This window comes from Streptomyces sp. GD-15H (assembly GCF_045291515.1).
Classification (GTDB): domain Bacteria; phylum Actinomycetota; class Actinomycetes; order Streptomycetales; family Streptomycetaceae; genus Streptomyces.
Genome location: NZ_CP149447.1, coordinates 1,095,200 through 1,110,825, shown reverse-complemented (window position 1 = coordinate 1,110,825; position 15,626 = coordinate 1,095,200). Strand labels below are relative to the sequence as shown.

Below are 15,626 nucleotides of genomic sequence, written 5' to 3'. Positions count from 1 at the left end.
ATCCCGTGAGCACCGAAGCGTACGTGTACGACGCGATCCGCACCCCGCGCGGGCGCGGCAAGGCGAACGGCGCCCTGCACGGCACCAAGCCCGTCGACCTGGTCGTCGGCCTCATCCACGAGATCCGCGACCGCTTCCCCGGCCTCGACCCGGCCGCCGTCGACGACATCGTGCTCGGTGTCGTCGGCCCCGTCGGCGACCAGGGCTCCGACATCGCCCGGATCGCCGCCATCGCCGCCGGACTGCCCGACACCGTCGCCGGCGTCCAGGAGAACCGCTTCTGCGCCTCCGGCCTCGAGGCCGTCAACATGGCCGCCGCCAAGGTGCGTTCCGGCTGGGAGGACCTCGTGCTGGCCGGCGGCGTGGAGTCGATGTCCCGGGTGCCGATGGCCTCGGACGGCGGCGCCTGGTTCAACGACCCGATGACCAACCTCGCCACGAACTTCGTCCCCCAGGGCATCGGCGCCGACCTGATCGCCACCATCGAGGGCTTCTCGCGCCGGGACGTCGACGAGTACGCGGCCCTGTCGCAGGAACGGGCGGCCACCGCGTGGAAGGAGAACCGCTTCGCGCGGTCCGTCGTCCCCGTGAAGGACCGCAGCGGACTCGTCGTCCTGGACCACGACGAGCATCTGCGCCCCGGCACCACCGCCGACTCGCTTGCGGGACTCAAGCCGTCCTTCGCGGACATCGGCGACCTGGGCGGCTTCGACGCGGTGGCGCTGCAGAAGTACCACTGGGTGGAGCGGATCGACCACGTCCACCACGCGGGGAACTCCTCCGGCATCGTGGACGGCGCCTCCCTTGTCGCCATCGGCTCCAAGGAGGTCGGTGAGCGCTACGGGCTCACCCCCCGCGCGCGGGTCGTCTCCGCCGCCGTGTCCGGCTCCGAGCCCACCATCATGCTCACCGGCCCCGCCCCCGCCACCCGCAAGGCACTCGCCAGGGCGGGCCTGACCATCGACGACATCGACCTCGTCGAGATCAACGAGGCGTTCGCGGCGGTCGTGCTCCGCTTCGTCAAGGACATGGGCCTGTCGCTGGACAGGGTCAACGTGAACGGCGGCGCCATCGCGCTCGGCCACCCGCTCGGCGCCACCGGCGCGATGATCCTCGGCACCCTCGTCGACGAACTCGAACGCCAGGACAAGCGCTACGGCCTCGCCACCCTGTGCGTGGGCGGCGGCATGGGCATCGCCACCATCGTCGAGCGCATCTGAACCCCAGCGACCCACCCGCGACTTCTTACGGAGACCCCCTCATGACCGAGAGCACCACCATCCGCTGGGAACAGGACGACACCGGCGTCGTCACCCTCGTCCTCGACGACCCCCACCAGTCCGCGAACACCATGAACCAGGCGTTCCGCGACTCGCTCGCCGTGATCACCGACCGCCTGGAGGCGGAGCTCCAGGCCGACCCGGACTCCCTCCGCGGCATCATTCTCACCTCCGCCAAGAAGACCTTCTTCGCGGGCGGCGACCTGCGCGACCTGATCAGGGTCACCCCCGACACGGCGCAGGACCTGTTCGACGGCGGCCTGGCGATCAAGCGGCAGCTGCGCCGCATCGAGACACTCGGCAAGCCGGTCGTCGCGGCGATCAACGGCGCCGCCCTGGGCGGCGGTTACGAACTCGCCCTCGCCTGCCACCACCGCGTCGCCCTCGACGCGCCCGACTCCAAGATCGGCTGCCCCGAGGTCACCCTGGGCCTGCTCCCCGGGGGCGGCGGCGTCGTCCGCACCGTCCGACTGCTCGGCATCGCCGACGCCCTGCTGAAGGTGCTGCTCCAGGGCACCCAGTACAGCCCGCGACGCGCCCTGGAGAACGGCCTCGTCGACGAGGTGGCCGACACCCGCGACGACCTGCTGGCCAAGGCCCGCGCCTTCATCGACGCGCACCCCGAGTCCGCCCAGCCCTGGGACCGGCCCGGCTACCGCATCCCGGGCGGCACCCCGGCCCACCCCAAGTTCGCCGCCAACCTGCCCGCCTTCCCGGCCAACCTGCGCAAGCAGACGAACGGCGCCCCCTACCCGGCGCCGCGCAACATCCTCGCCGCCGCCGTCGAGGGCGCCCAGGTCGACTTCGAGACCGCCCAGGTCATCGAGGCCCGCTACTTCGTCGAGCTGGCCGCCGGACAGACGTCGAAGAACATGATCCAGGCGTTCTTCTTCGATCTCCAGGCCGTCAACTCCGGCGCCAACCGCCCCCAGGGCATCGAGCCCCGCCAGGTCCGTAAGGTCGCCGTGCTCGGCGCCGGGATGATGGGCGCCGGCATCGCCTACTCGTGCGCACGCGCGGGCATCGACGTGGTCCTGAAGGACGTCACGCGGGAGGCGGCGGCCAAGGGCAGGCAGTACTCCGAGAAGCTGTGTGCCAAGGCCGTCTCCCGGGGCCGGACGACCCAGGAGAAGGCCGACGCGCTCCTCGCGCGGATCACGCCCACCGCCGAGGTGCGGGACCTGGCCGGCTGCGACGCGGTCATCGAGGCCGTCTTCGAGGACACCGCCCTCAAGCACAAGGTGTTCCAGGAGATCCAGAACGTCGTCGCCCCCGACGCGCTCCTGTGCTCCAACACCTCCACCCTCCCCATCACCGCGCTCGCCGAAGGCGTCGAACGCCAGGGCGACTTCATCGGGCTGCACTTCTTCTCGCCCGTCGACAAGATGCCGCTCGTCGAGATCATCAAGGGCGAGCGGACGGGGGACGAGGCGCTCGCCCGCGCCTTCGACCTGGTCCGGCAGATCAAGAAGACGCCGATCGTCGTCAACGACTCGCGCGGCTTCTTCACCTCGCGCGTCATCGGCCATTTCATCAACGAGGGTGTCGCCATGGTCGGCGAGGGCGTCGAGCCCGCCTCCGTCGAACAGGCCGCCGCCCAGGCGGGCTACCCCGCCAAGGTGCTGTCCCTGGTGGACGAGCTGACCCTCACCCTGCTGCGCAGGATCCGGGCAGAGTCCAGGCGGGCCGTCGAGGAGGCCGGAGGTACCTGGACCGAGCACCCCGCCGACGCCGTCATCGACCGCATGGTCGACGAGTTCGACCGCCCCGGCCGTGCCGCCAGCGCCGGCTTCTACACGTACAAGAAGGACGGCGGGCGCGACGCCCTGTGGCCCGGCCTGCGGGAACACTTCACCAAGCCCGGGTACGAGATCCCGTTCCGGGACATGCAGGAGCGGATGCTGTTCTCCGAGGCGCTGGACACGGTCCGGCTGCTGGAGGAGGGCGTGCTGACCTCGGTCGCCGACGCCAACATCGGCTCCCTTCTCGGCATCGGCTTCCCCGGCTGGACCGGCGGTGTCCTGCAGTACATCAACGGCTACGAGGGCGGCGCCGGGGAAGCGGCGGGCCTGCCCGGATTCGTGGCACGCGCGCGTGAACTCGCCGAGCGCTACGGCGAGCGCTTCGCGCCGCCGGCGCTGCTGGTGGCCAAGGCGGAGAAGGGGGAGCGGTTCACGGACGCCGGCTGAGGCGCCCGAGGAAGACCTGACGGGGGCGGGACGGGAACGCGGGCCCGTCCCGCCCCCGTTCCCGCCCCACCCCCGTTCACTCTCCGTCGTCGAGCCACCCCCGCAGCTCCTCGCGCAGCGACCGCTGAAACGTCGTGAGCAGCGCCTGCACCACGAGCGGATGCATATGGGCGGACAGCGATTTCACGTCCCGCGTGTCCCGCTCCGCCACCGCGTCCCGCAACAGCCGCGACAGGTCCTGGGCGGCCGCGCGCGCATGCTCGGTGAGCGCCGCGCGGGCCTCGAGGATCGTCTCGTGCGACAGCGGTACGTCCAGCAGTTCGACGCCGAGCCGCAGCAGACCGGCGTCGACCCGGAAGTCCTCGCCGTCCCGCTCGACGACGCTCAGCGCGGCCAGCCGCTGCAGATCCTCCTCGCCCAGCGCACGCCCCGCCCGCCGCTCCAACTCCTCGCGCGGCACCCTCTCCACCGTGCCGGGCGCCCAGGAGGCCACCACCGCACGCTGGATCGCCAGGTCCCGTACGCTCAGATCCGGCGGCAACTGCCCCAGATATCGTTCGATGGCCGCCAGCGTCATGCCCTGCCGCTGCAACTCCTCGATCAGCGCCAGCCGGGCCAGGTGCTCCTGCCCGTAGTGACCGACGCGACGCGGCCCGATCACCGGTGGCGGCAGCAGCCCCCTGCTGCCGTAGAACCGGACCGTCCGCACCGTGACCCCGGCCTTCGCCGCCAGCTCGTCGATCGTGAGGGCCGGCCCCTCGATGTCGGTCGTCATGTACAGCAGTATCACTGTCCCACCAACCGTGCGACACCTCACCCGCCCTCGCCCGCCCCGACCGTCAGTGCCGGCGCCTACGGTGGCGTCATGTCGGGGATCACATGGGTCAGGGGGACGCCACCGCGCCGTCGGTGAAGGGCGTCGAGATCATCCGGCGCCTCGGTGCACATGCCGCGCATCGGCTGCGGACTGGCCGGGGGCAAGTGGCCGCGTCGAACCGCTGATCACCGAGCGGCTGGTCCGGCAGGGGATGCCCGTGACGACGTACGACCACGGGGCTGAGCGCTCCGGGCGCGGTTCCCTCGACGCGTGCGGAGAAGGGACCCTCCGATCACGATCCGGCCGTCGATCGACAGGACAATGACTGCTCGGAGGTGAATTTCACGCCACACGTGGTAGGGGCTTGTCTGGGGGAGTGAAGCTCTGCCCATCGGCTCGACGAAAGGTGCCGCCTGTGACGCAGGAACAATCCCGCGACAAGGACCATACGGCAGGCCCGGGCCGGCTTCGGGAACGGGACTCACCGGACGTGGAAACCCTCGCACCGACCGGGTGGTGTTCGGTGTCACGGCCGTGCTCACCGTCGCGTTCGTCGTGTGGGGCGCCACAGCCACCGACTCGCTCAAGAACGTCTCGAGCAGCGCGCTCACCGGTCTGATGCACAACGGCGGCTGGGCGTTCATGCTGGCCGCCTCCGGCTTCGTGGTCTTCGCCCTCTGGCTCGCGGTCAGCCGTTACGGAAAGATCCATCTCGGCGCCGAGGGTGAGGAACCCGAGTTCCGCACGGTCTCGTGGGTCGCGATGATGTTCAGCGCGGGTATGGGAATCGGCCTGATGTTCTACGGCGTCAGCGAGCCCTTGGCGCATTACATCACCGCGCCGCCGGGCACCGACCCGGCCGACTCGGGCGAGCGCATGGAACTGGCCATGGCGACCACCCTCTTCCACTGGACGCTGCACCCGTGGGGGATCTACGCCGTGGTCGGCCTGGCCATCGCCTACAACACCTTCCGCAGGCGGCGCCGGCAGACCATCAGCGCGGTCTTCACCCCGCTCATCGGGACGAAGCACGCCAACGGAGCCGTCGGCCGCGTCATCGACATCCTCGCGATCGTGGCGACCATCTTCGGCTCGGCTGCCTCCCTGGGCCTCGGCGCGCTGCAGATCGGCTCCGGCATGCGGGAACTGGAGTGGATGGACAAGGTGAGCACGGGGCTGCTGGTCGGCATCATCGCGGTGCTCACGGTCGCGTTCGTCGCCTCCGCCGTGTCGGGCGTGGAGAGGGGCATCCAGTGGCTGTCCAACACCAACATGGTGCTGGCACTGGTGCTCGCCCTGTTCGTGTTCGCGGCCGGCCCGACGATCCTCGTCCTCGACCTGGTGCCCACCTCCATCTTCGGCTACCTGGGCGACCTGCCCCAGCTGGCCGGCCGCACGGAGGTCAGCGCCGGTGAGGGAGTGGCGGACTGGCTGGGCAGCTGGACCGTCTTCTACTGGGCGTGGTGGATCTCCTGGACGCCGTTCGTCGGTATGTTCATCGCCCGCATCAGCCGGGGCCGCACGATACGACAGTTCATCGGCGGAGTCATCCTCGTGCCCAGCACGGTCAGCCTGATCTGGTTCGCGATCTTCGGCGGTACCGCGATGCGGCTCCAGGAGCAGGGCCGGCTCGGTGAGCAGGCGACCCCCGAGGGCCAGCTGTTCGCGGTGCTTCAGGAGTACCCCATCGCCACGGCCGCGAGCCTCCTGGTGATGATCCTCGTAGGCATCTTCTTCGTCTCGGGCGCGGATGCGGCCTCGGTCGTCATGGGCTCCCTCTCGCAGCACGGGACGCTCGAACCGGGCCGCCTGGTGGTGGTGTTCTGGGGCATGGTCACCGGAGCCGTCGCCGCGATCATGCTGCTGGTGGGCAGCGGACAGGGCGACGCGCTGACCGGCCTGCAGAACCTCACGATCCTCGCGGCGGCCCCGTTCGTCATCGTGATGATCATGATGTGCGTGGCGCTCATGCGCGATCTGCGCCGCGACCCGCTCATCGTGCGGGGCGAGATGGCCTCCGAGGCGGTCGACATGGCTGTCATCGCGGGTCACACGAAGTACGACGGCGACTTCGAACTCCGTATCGGCCCCGGCGCGGGGACGGACGTGGAGGGAGACCCGATCGGCAAGCACTGACCGTCGACGCCGCTCCGTCGGCCACCGCGTCAGCGGACGGGCAGGCCACCCCGCTTCCACGGGGGCGGCCGGCCCGGTGCGTCACGGCGGCCAGGGACCGGTCGCCGGGACTCACCTCGGGGTAGCCGGTCCCGCTGCCTCCTCCGTGCATCCCAGGCCACGGCGACGCCCGCGCCGCCGTGGCCGTAGTGGTGCACCAGGGTCCGTCCGCCCGGCAGCGGTTCGCGTGCGATGCGGACGGCGCCCCGGGCGGACCGCAGCCCCACCCGGTGCGGTTTCTCCACCACGACCGGTTGTCCCCGCACCGGCCGCACCGCCGGATCCGGTAGGAGCGCGCGCCCCCGGCCCCGCGCAGCCCCGGCAGCCGCTCGGCGGCCCAGGTGCCGGCCTCGTCCAGCGCGGTCTCGCCCAGTACCCCTTCGACCACCCGTACGCCGGTGACCTCCGGCCGCGCCGCCGGCTCCTTGCACACGTCCAGCGACCGCAGCGCCCACGCGCGCACCGGCGCCGGCAGCTCGATCCGGTACGGCCACCACAGCACCGCGGCAACCACCGAGGTGGTCCGCCGGACCGGTTCCCGCCTCCACGGCCGCACCCGAGCGCCCCGCTCGGTGAGGACGACGGCCGTCGTGAACCGGACGAGCCCGCCACCGATCACGCGGACATCGAAGGCCGGTTCGTTTTTCACGGAGGGGCGTCAACGGAACATGTCATGCCGTGCTCATGTCCGTCCGACTGCGGCAATACTCACCGTATGTCTGCCGAGTACGCGACCTTCGGCCTGACACCGGCGATCCGTGCCGGTGAACTCCTCTCCGGCGGTGACTATCAGGTCCACCGGGACTTCGTCGACTTCGTCGTCGACGGATGCCCGCTGCTGTTCCGCCTCTCCGACCTCGACGCCGTCTCCCCGCTCGCCTCCGACGTGCCGTCCGCCATCTTCACCGCCCAGGTCCGCAGCCTGCTGCTGGAGACCGAGCCCCCGCTGCCGTCCGGCCGGTACATCGTCTACGGCTGCCCCGACTGCGAGGACCTCGCCTGCGGCGCGGTGACCGCCGCCATCGAACGGGACGGCGAGGACTACATCTGGCGGGACTTCGCCTGGCAGACCGACGAGCACGCTGACCTGGAACGCAACGGCTACCACGGCCTGGGCCCGTTCCGCTTCCGCGGCACCGACTACCGCACGGCCCTCGACGCCCTGCTGGACGGCGCCGGCGGCACCCGCCGCCGTGTCCTGCTGATCGGCGCCCGCGTCGCCCTGCTCGCCAGGCTCGCCGCGGCCCTGCGCACCCTCGGCGTCGGCGCCGACATCGCCCACGACGCCGACGGCGTCCCCGCCGGCGAACTGCGCGGCTACAGCGCCGTGGTCTTCGGCCGGTCGGCCGGCGCCGCCGAACGGGACGCCGTACGCGGCGCGTTCGCCGCCGCCGGCGTCGACGTGCCCTGCGTCGACGGCCTCGCCCCGGTCGTCCCCCTCCTCGTCGCCCAGACCGAACACGCCCTGGACCGCAGCCCGCCCGAGCAGCGCCGCCTCACCGCTCTGACCGCCCCGGCCTCCGCGGCCGGTGCCGTGGCGGAGGTCGAGATCACCTCGTCCTGCCGGGTACGGCTCACCGCGTACCGCGTCGACCGCCTCTCCCGCCCCCGCACCCACGAACTCTTCGACGGCGTCCTGGAACCGGGACTCCACCGCATCCCCCTGGACGCGAAGGCGGTGAAGGGGGAGTCCTACCTGGTGGCCCGCACCGCCGGGACGGTACGGACGACGCCGGTGGGGCGGTGAGGACCAGGGCCCGGGGGAAGCGGAACGACGTCCGTGCGGCGGTCGGAACCGGCGCGCCGACGGATGCGCCCGGAGGCTAGGATCGGCGGTCTGATGACTGCCACCCTCGTCGCCAAGAACCTCTCCGCCGGCCATGGCGACCGCTCCCTGTTCAGCGGCCTCGACCTCGTCGTCGCCCCCGGCGACGTGATCGGCCTGGTCGGCGCCAACGGCGCCGGCAAGTCCACGCTGTTGCGCCTGCTCGCCGGCCTCACCGCGCCGGAGCAGGGCGAGCTGCGCCTCTCCCCGCCCACGGCGACCGTCGGGCACCTCCCGCAGGAGCCGGAGCGCCGGCCCGGCGAGACCGTCCGGGAGTTCCTGGCCCGCCGTACCGGTGTCGCCGAGGCCCAGCGGACCATGGACGGGGCGACCCAGGCCCTGGTCGACGGGGCGCCCGGCGCCGACGACGCGTACGCCGACGCCCTGGAGCGGTGGCTGTCCCTGGGCGGCGCCGACCTCGACGAGCGCACCGAGGAGGTCACCGCCTCCCTCGGCCTGACCGTCGGCCCGGACCACCTGATGACCGCCCTGTCCGGTGGCCAGGCGGCCCGCGCCGGCCTCGCCTCCCTCCTCCTGTCCCGCTACGACGTCTTCCTGCTCGACGAACCGACCAACGACCTCGACCTGGACGGCCTGGAGCGCCTCGAACGCTTCGTGAGCGGGCTGCGCGCAGGGACGGTCGTGGTCAGCCACGACCGCGAGTTCCTCACCCGCACCGTCACCAAGGTCCTCGAACTCGACCTCGCCCAGCGGCGGATCAACCTCTACGGCGGCGGCTACACGGCCTACCTGGAGGAACGGGAGGTGGCCCGCCTGGCACGCCCGCGACGAGTACGAGGAGTACGCCGACAAGAGGTCCGCGCTCCAGGACCGCGCCCAGATGCAGCGGTCCTGGATGGACAAGGGCGTGAAGAACGCGCGTCGCAAGGCGGGCGGCGACAACGACAAGATCGGTCGCAAGTTCCGCAGCGAGGCCAGTGAGAAGCAGGCCGCCAAGGCCCGTCAGACCCAGCGCATGATCGAGCGCCTGGAGGCGGTCGAGGAGCCGCGCAAGGAGTGGGAGCTGCGCATGGAGATCGCGGCGGCCCCGCGCTCCGGCGCGGTGGTGGCGACGCTGCGGGACGCCGAGGTGCGGCGCGGCGACTTCGTGCTCGGGCCGGTCTCGCTGCAGATCGACTGGGCGGACCGGGTGGCCGTCACGGGCGCGAACGGCGCCGGGAAGTCCACTCTGCTGGCCGCCCTGCTGGGCCGTGTCCCGCTCGACGCCGGACACGCCGCCCTCGGCTCGGGCGTCCTGCTCGGCGAGGTCGACCAGGCCCGCGCCCTGTTCCACGGCACCGACGCCCTGCTCGACGCCTTCCGGGCCGGGGTACCGGACACCGAACCGGCCGAGATCCGCACCCTGCTGGCCAAGTTCGGCCTCAAGGCGGACCAGGTGACGCGGCCGGCCGTCACCCTCTCCCGGGGGAACGCACCCGCGCCGCCCTCGCCCTCCTCCAGGGCCGGGGCGTCAACCTCCTCGTCCTCGACGAGCCGACCAACCACCTGGACCTGCCCGCCATCGAGCAGTTGGAGTCGGCCCTGGACTCCTACGAGGGCACCCTCCTGCTCGTCACCCACGACCGGCGCATGCTCGACGCGGTGCACGTCACCCGTCGCCTGGAAGTGGCCGACGGCAAGGTCACCGAATACTGACCGGGCACCGCCTCGGGCCCGCTCCGCTCCGCGGGCCCCCGACGCCGCGGAACAGACCGGACCCGGTCCCTCACCGCACAGCGGAGGGACCGGGCCCCGGGAACAGCGGGTCAGCGCTTGCCCTTCGCCGGGTCGGCCAGACCCGCGCGGCGCAGGGCGTCGGCCATCGCGCTGTTCGCCGGAGCGGGCGCCTGACGCGCGCCGCCGCTCCCACGACCACCGCCACCGCCCCCACCGCGGCCCTGACCCTGACCCTGTCGTCCCTGGCCCTGCCCCTGGCGCTGCTGCGGCGGACGCCCGCCGCGCTGCCGGCGTCCGCCGGGGGCCTCTCCCTGCTCCGCGGCCTCGTCGTCCAGCCGCAGCGTCAGCGAGATCCGCTTGCGCGGGATGTCGACATCGAGGACCTTCACCTTGACGATGTCGCCCGGCTTCACCACGTCCCGCGGGTCCTTGACGAACGTCTTCGACATGGCGGAGACATGGACCAGACCGTCCTGGTGGACGCCGACGTCGACGAACGCGCCGAAGGCCGCCACGTTCGTCACCACGCCTTCCAGGATCATCCCGGACGACAGGTCGGTGATCTTCTCCACGCCCTCCTTGAAGACGGCGGTCTTGAACGCCGGCCGCGGGTCGCGTCCCGGCTTCTCCAGCTCCCGGAGGATGTCCCCGACGGTCGGCAGACCGAACGTCTCGTCCACGAAGTCCTGCGGCCTCAGCGAGCGCAGCACGGCGGTGTTGCCGACCAGGGAGGCGACCTCCTGGCCGGAGGTCTGCACCATGCGCCGCACGACCGGGTAGGCCTCCGGGTGCACGCTGGAGGCGTCCAGCGGGTCGTCGCCGCCGCGGATCCGGAGGAAGCCCGCGCACTGCTCGAACGCCTTGGGGCCGAGCCGCGGCACTTTCTTCAGCTCCCTGCGGGACCCGAACGGCCCGTTGCCGTCCCGGTGGGCCACGATGTTCTCGGCGAGCCCGGACGTGATGCCGGAGACCCGGGCGAGCAGCGGTGCCGACGCCGTGTTGACGTCCACACCCACGCCGTTCACACAGTCCTCCACCACCGCGTCCAGCGAACGCGACAGCTTCACCTCGGACAGGTCGTGCTGGTACTGGCCGACACCGATCGACTTCGGATCGATCTTCACCAGCTCGGCCAGCGGGTCCTGGAGCCGCCGCGCGATCGACACCGCGCCGCGCAGCGACACGTCCATGTCCGGCAGTTCCTGCGAGGCGAACGCGGACGCCGAGTACACGGAGGCGCCCGCCTCGGACACCATGACCTTCGTCAGCTTCAGCTCGGGGTGCCGGGTGATGAGGTCGCCGGCGAGCTTGTCGGTCTCGCGGGACGCGGTGCCGTTGCCGATCGCGATCAGCTCGACCGCGTGCTCCTGGGCGAGCCGGGCCAGCTTGGCGATCGCCTCGTCCCACCGATTCGCCGGGACGTGCGGGTGGATCACGTCGGTGGCGACGACCTTGCCGGTCGCGTCCACCACGGCGACCTTCACGCCCGTACGGAACCCGGGGTCGAGCCCGAGCGTCGCGCGGGTGCCGGCCGGAGCGGCGAGCAGCAGGTCGCGGAGATTGGCCGCGAACACCCGCACCGCCTCGTCCTCGGCCGCCGTACGCAGCCTCAGCCGCAGGTCGATGCCGAGATGCACCAGAATGCGCGTGCGCCACGCCCAGCGGACCGTGTCGAGCAACCACTTGTCCCCGGGGCGCCCCCGGTCGCCGATCCCGAACCGGTGGGCCACCATGCCCTCGTACGAGGACGGGCCGTCCGTCGCCTCCTCCGGCTCCAGGACGAGGTCGAGGACCTCCTCCTTCTCCCCGCGCAGCATCGCCAGGATCCGGTGCGAGGGCAGCTCGGTGAACGGCTCGGCGAAGTCGAAGTAGTCGGCGAACTTGGCGCCCGCCTCCTCCTTGCCGTCGCGCACCTTCGCGGCGAGCCGCCCGCGCACCCACATGCGCTCCCGCAGCTCGCCGATCAGGTCGGCGTCCTCCGAGAACCGCTCGGTGAGGACGGCCCGCGCTCCGTCCAGGGCGGCCTGCGGGTCGGCGACGCCCTTGTCGGCGTCCACGAACGCGGCGGCCGCGGCGAGGGGCTCGACGCCCGGATCGCCGAGCAGCCCGTCCGCCAGCGGTTCCAGCCCCGCCTCACGCGCGATCTGCGCCTTGGTGCGCCGCTTGGGCTTGTACGGCAGGTAGACGTCCTCCAGGCGCGCCTTGGTCTCCGCGCCCCGGATCCGCTCCTCGAGCTCCTCGGTGAGCTTGCCCTGCTCGCGCACCGACTCCAGGATCGCCGTGCGACGCTCCTCGAGCTCCCGCAGATAGCGCAGCCGCTCCTCGAGCGTGCGCAGCTGCGCATCGTCGAGCATTTCGGTCGCTTCCTTGCGGTAGCGGGCGATGAAGGGCACCGTCGAACCGCCGTCGAGCAGCTCCACGGCGGCTCTGACCTGCCGCTCCTGTACGCCGAGCTCCTCGGCGATCCTGCCTTCGATGGACCCTGTGAGGGGTGTCGTCACGATCCCGTACCGCCTTCTTCGCTGAGGTTGCGCGGCAATTGTGGCAGGTGGCGCCGACAATCGGGGATCAGGGCGGCGACTCGCCCGGCGCGCGCCGGATCAGGCGCGCCGACCGCGGCCGGCGGACGAGGCGCCGCCGAAGAGGCGGGCCAGAGCCCGGAACGGCAGCGTCACGACGGTGGCGACGGCGCCGCCGATCTGGCGCAGGACATCCGCGATGGCACGGAACACGTGTTTCCCCTTTCGTTTCCCGACCACGTTCGGCCGGGACGGACTGTGTGGGTCTTCGTGTACCTCGTCAACGCTTCCCCATGCACGCCGCGCCTTTACCACTGTCCCGAGGTGTCCTGTCGTTGGCCCGACAGGCTCCAGGTGAACCGGGGCGGTCTGCGCTCCAGGAACGCGGCGACCCCCTCCGCGGTGTCACCGTTCCTGTGCGCCCGCTCGCTCCAGTGGTCGTCCCGGTCGGTGCGCCCGTTCGCGAACTCCTTCGCCGCGGCCTGCGTCAACTGCGAACGGGACGCCAGGACCCGGGTGAACTCCGCGACCCGCTCGTCCAGTTCGCCCTCGGGCAGCACCTCGTCGACCAGTCCCGTGCGCAGGGCGCGCCCGGTGTCGATCAGCTCGCCCGAGAACAGCAGGTACTTGGCGGCGGACGGGCCCACCAGCGACACCAGCCGCCGGGTGGAGGACGCCGGGTAGACGATCCCGAGCCTGGCCGGTGTCACCCCGAACACCGCCCCCTCCTGGGCGAACCGCAGATCGCAGGCCGCCGCCAGTTGTGCCCCGCCGCCGACGCAGTGCCCCCGGATCGCCGCCAGCGTCGGCTTGGGGAAGGCGGCGAGTGCCTCCTCGGCCGCCACGGCGAGCCGCTGCGCCTCCTGCGGCGACCCCCGGAGCGTGGAGATGTCGGCCCCGGCGCAGAACGTCCCGCCCTCGCCGGTGAGCACCAGTGCCCGTACCCCGGGGTCACCCGCCAGCGTGTCGAGCAGCGGCGGCAGCGCGCGCCACATCGCGGTCGTCATGGCGTTGCGCTTCGCCGGATGGCGGATGACGACCGTGGCGACCGCGTCGGTGACCCGGTGCAGCAGCTGGGGCTCCATGGGGCCGGATGCTATCCGCCCCGGTCGGGGCGCTGATCGGCGGGAGCGTGCACGACGAGACGACACAGCGGACGATGGGAGGGGAAGGAACGGATCCGAGGAGGCAGCCATGGCCAAGTCCACCAAGCCGCGGGGCGAGGCTGCCAAACTGAACCGCGGCTTCACCTGGCTCGCCGCACTCGGCGTGATCCTGGTCGTCGCGGGCCTCGTCGGCCTCGTGCACACCGGTGTCGCCACCCTGACGTCGATGCTCCTGTTCGGCTGGCTGCTGCTGATCGGCGGCGTGGTCGGTCTGCTGCACGCGACCCAGGCGCGGCACAGCAACTTCTTCTGGCTCGCCGTGATCGTCGCGGCGCTGAACATCGCGGCCGGCGTGGTGATTCTGCGCACACCGGACGCGGCGGCCGAGGCGCTGACCATGTTCGCCGCGCTGCTGTTCCTCACCGGCGGACTGTTCCGCCTGGTGGGAAGCCTGGTGGTGCGTGGGCCGCAGTTCGGTATGACCCTCCTGCAGGGTGCCTTCGGCCTCCTCCTCGGCATCCTGGTGCTGGCCACCTGGCCGAGCAGCAGCCAGTACGTCATCGGCACCTTCTTCTCGCTCACCCTGCTCTTCGACGGCCTCGGACTGATCGCCACCGGCTACGGCGGGCGCAGGATCGTGGACATGGTCTCCGACCAGCTGGTCGGAGACGGGGGAGAGGCCGACGTCAAACCCGTCCGATCCGAATAGCCCGTACAACCCGAATAGTTCGCCGACACGGCACCAGGCAGGCAGAAACGATCCCGCAATTGACGGCGGCAAACGTCAACGATCAGGAACACTCGATATCTGCTGACTTCTGTTCAGCGCTTCGGAGAGGCACGGATCGGTACCAACACTCGACGTGTGGTGACAATCGAGTGTGAGGGCGGCGACCTGACGATGGACGACCAGGGGCGCGGCCCCGGCCCACGCCCGGGAGGCGGGGAGAGACCCGTCGAGGCGGACACCGCGGCACCGCTTCCGTACGAAGGCGTCTGGCGCTTCACCGCGCCCGCCGTCGACGCCTCGGTCCCCCAGGCGCGCCACGCCGTACGGGACCTGCTGCTGCGCCAGGGGGTGCCGGTCGCCGACGAGGTGGTCCACGGACTGCTGCTGATCGTCTCGGAACTGGTCACCAACGCCGTACGGCACGCGGCGCTGCTCTCCCCGACGCTCGCCGTCGAGGTCGCCGTCGGTGCCGAGTGGGTCCGGGTGTCCGTGGAGGACAACCATCCCTACCGCCCGACCGCCCTGGAGACCGACCACGGCCGCACCGGCGGCCGTGGACTGCTCCTGGTGCGCGAGATCACCCACGAGGCGGGCGGCATGTGCGACGTCGAGCACACCGCGAGCGGCGGCAAGGTGATCTGGGCCGCCCTGCCGCACAAACCCGCGCGATTCTGAAACCGGTCACCGGCAGATGACCGGCACGGTCACCAGCCCGCCGACGGTCCCGTCAGCTCCCGGACCGCCGGGCGGGCGGCGTCCAGGACGGTCATGAACCAGGCCGAGAAGGTGCCCTCGGCGTGCCGCCGGGCCAGCTCGTCCGGGGTCACGAACGCCGTCGACGCCACCTCCTTCGGGTCCACCCGCAGCGATGCCTGCACCATGCCGACGAACAGGTGGTTGTACTCCTGTTCCACCAGGCCGGAGGTCGGGTCCGGGTGGTTGTAGCGGACCGTGCCCGCCTCGGCGAGCAGGGACGGGGACAGGCCCAGCTCCTCGAAGGTCCGCCGGGCCGCCGCCGCGAACGGCGCCTCACCGGGGTAGGGGTGACCGCAGCAGGTGTTGGACCACACACCGGGGGAGTGGTACTTGCCCAGCGCCCGCTGCTGGATCAGCAGCCGTCCGCGCTCGTCGAACAGGAACACCGAGAACGCCCGGTGCAGCTGCCCCGGGGGCTGATGGGCGGACAGCTTCTCCGCGGTGCCGATCGTCACGCCCTCGTCGTTGACCAGCTCCAGCAAGATCGCCTCGGCGGTACCGCTCGACGGACTGTGCGTCGCGGTGGCAGGTGTGATCGGCATACCCATCCTT

At 71.7% G+C, this 15,626-nt stretch carries 11 protein-coding genes and 3 pseudogenes; 8 read left to right on the top strand and 6 right to left on the bottom strand.

The window, feature by feature from the left end:
• The first annotated feature begins 5 nt into the window (after nt 1-5).
• Entirely contained in the window at nt 6-1,220 is a 1,215-nt protein-coding gene (locus tag WJ438_RS05485; RefSeq protein WP_406724203.1) for an acetyl-CoA C-acetyltransferase, read from the top strand.
• 41 nt (nt 1,221-1,261) lie between these two features.
• On the top strand, nt 1,262-3,469 hold the full coding sequence (locus WJ438_RS05480) for a 3-hydroxyacyl-CoA dehydrogenase NAD-binding domain-containing protein (RefSeq protein WP_406724202.1): 2,208 nt from the start codon (nt 1,262-1,264) through the stop codon (nt 3,467-3,469).
• A gap of 76 nt (nt 3,470-3,545) precedes the next feature.
• On the opposite strand, the gene WJ438_RS05475 is transcribed toward WJ438_RS05480, so the two are convergent.
• Nucleotides 3,546-4,244: a MerR family transcriptional regulator gene (locus tag WJ438_RS05475; protein ID WP_406724201.1), complete on the bottom strand. Its 699-nt coding sequence runs from the start codon at nt 4,242-4,244 to the stop codon at nt 3,546-3,548.
• A gap of 156 nt (nt 4,245-4,400) precedes the next feature.
• On the opposite strand from WJ438_RS05475, the pseudogene WJ438_RS05470 reads away from it, so the two are divergent.
• Together WJ438_RS05470 and WJ438_RS05465 are read left to right on the top strand one after the other, a co-directional pair.
• Nucleotides 4,401-4,524: pseudogene (locus tag WJ438_RS05470) on the top strand (Appr-1-p processing protein); the annotation flags it as partial.
• A gap of 191 nt (nt 4,525-4,715) precedes the next feature.
• The gene (locus tag WJ438_RS05465) at nt 4,716-6,422 is read left to right on the top strand and encodes a BCCT family transporter (RefSeq protein ID WP_406729600.1); all 1,707 of its coding nucleotides are present in this window, start codon (nt 4,716-4,718) and stop codon (nt 6,420-6,422) included.
• Nucleotides 6,423-6,533: 111 nt separating this feature from the next.
• Here WJ438_RS05465 and WJ438_RS05460 read toward each other — a convergent pair.
• A pseudogene (locus tag WJ438_RS05460) lies at nt 6,534-7,110 on the bottom strand (hypothetical protein).
• Nucleotides 7,111-7,176: 66 nt separating this feature from the next.
• On the opposite strand from WJ438_RS05460, the gene WJ438_RS05455 reads away from it, so the two are divergent.
• Nucleotides 7,177-8,208, top strand: coding sequence for an oxidoreductase (locus tag WJ438_RS05455; RefSeq protein WP_406724200.1), 1,032 nt, complete (start codon nt 7,177-7,179; stop codon nt 8,206-8,208).
• Between the two features lie 93 nt (nt 8,209-8,301).
• Nucleotides 8,302-9,942 (top strand): annotated as a pseudogene (locus tag WJ438_RS05450) (ABC-F family ATP-binding cassette domain-containing protein).
• Between the two features lie 110 nt (nt 9,943-10,052).
• Here the strand turns inward: WJ438_RS05450 and WJ438_RS05445 are convergent.
• The 3 genes from WJ438_RS05445 to WJ438_RS05435 all read right to left on the bottom strand — a co-directional run bounded on the left by WJ438_RS05445 (nt 10,053) and on the right by WJ438_RS05435 (nt 13,567).
• On the bottom strand, nt 10,053-12,464 hold the full coding sequence (locus WJ438_RS05445; RefSeq protein ID WP_406724199.1) for a Tex family protein: 2,412 nt from the start codon (nt 12,462-12,464) through the stop codon (nt 10,053-10,055).
• 99 nt (nt 12,465-12,563) lie between these two features.
• Nucleotides 12,564-12,695, bottom strand: a complete 132-nt coding sequence (locus WJ438_RS05440; protein WP_363039958.1) for an LPFR motif small protein — start codon at nt 12,693-12,695, stop codon at nt 12,564-12,566.
• A 95-nt stretch (nt 12,696-12,790) separates the two neighbouring features.
• Complete coding sequence (locus WJ438_RS05435; RefSeq protein ID WP_406724198.1) at nt 12,791-13,567, bottom strand: enoyl-CoA hydratase/isomerase family protein; 777 nt, start codon at nt 13,565-13,567, stop codon at nt 12,791-12,793.
• Between the two features lie 109 nt (nt 13,568-13,676).
• Between WJ438_RS05435 and WJ438_RS05430 the strand changes: the two genes are divergently transcribed.
• Nucleotides 13,677-14,297, top strand: coding sequence for an HdeD family acid-resistance protein (locus WJ438_RS05430; protein WP_406724197.1), 621 nt, complete (start codon nt 13,677-13,679; stop codon nt 14,295-14,297).
• A 192-nt stretch (nt 14,298-14,489) separates the two neighbouring features.
• Nucleotides 14,490-14,993 (top strand): ATP-binding protein, encoded by a 504-nt coding sequence (locus WJ438_RS05425; RefSeq protein ID WP_406729599.1) that lies wholly within the window; start codon nt 14,490-14,492, stop codon nt 14,991-14,993.
• 29 nt (nt 14,994-15,022) lie between these two features.
• Here WJ438_RS05425 and idi read toward each other — a convergent pair whose 3' ends face one another.
• A complete protein-coding gene (gene idi, locus WJ438_RS05420) occupies nt 15,023-15,616 on the bottom strand; it encodes an isopentenyl-diphosphate Delta-isomerase (RefSeq protein WP_406724196.1) in 594 nt (197 codons plus the stop codon).
• Nucleotides 15,617-15,626 lie beyond the last annotated feature (10 nt).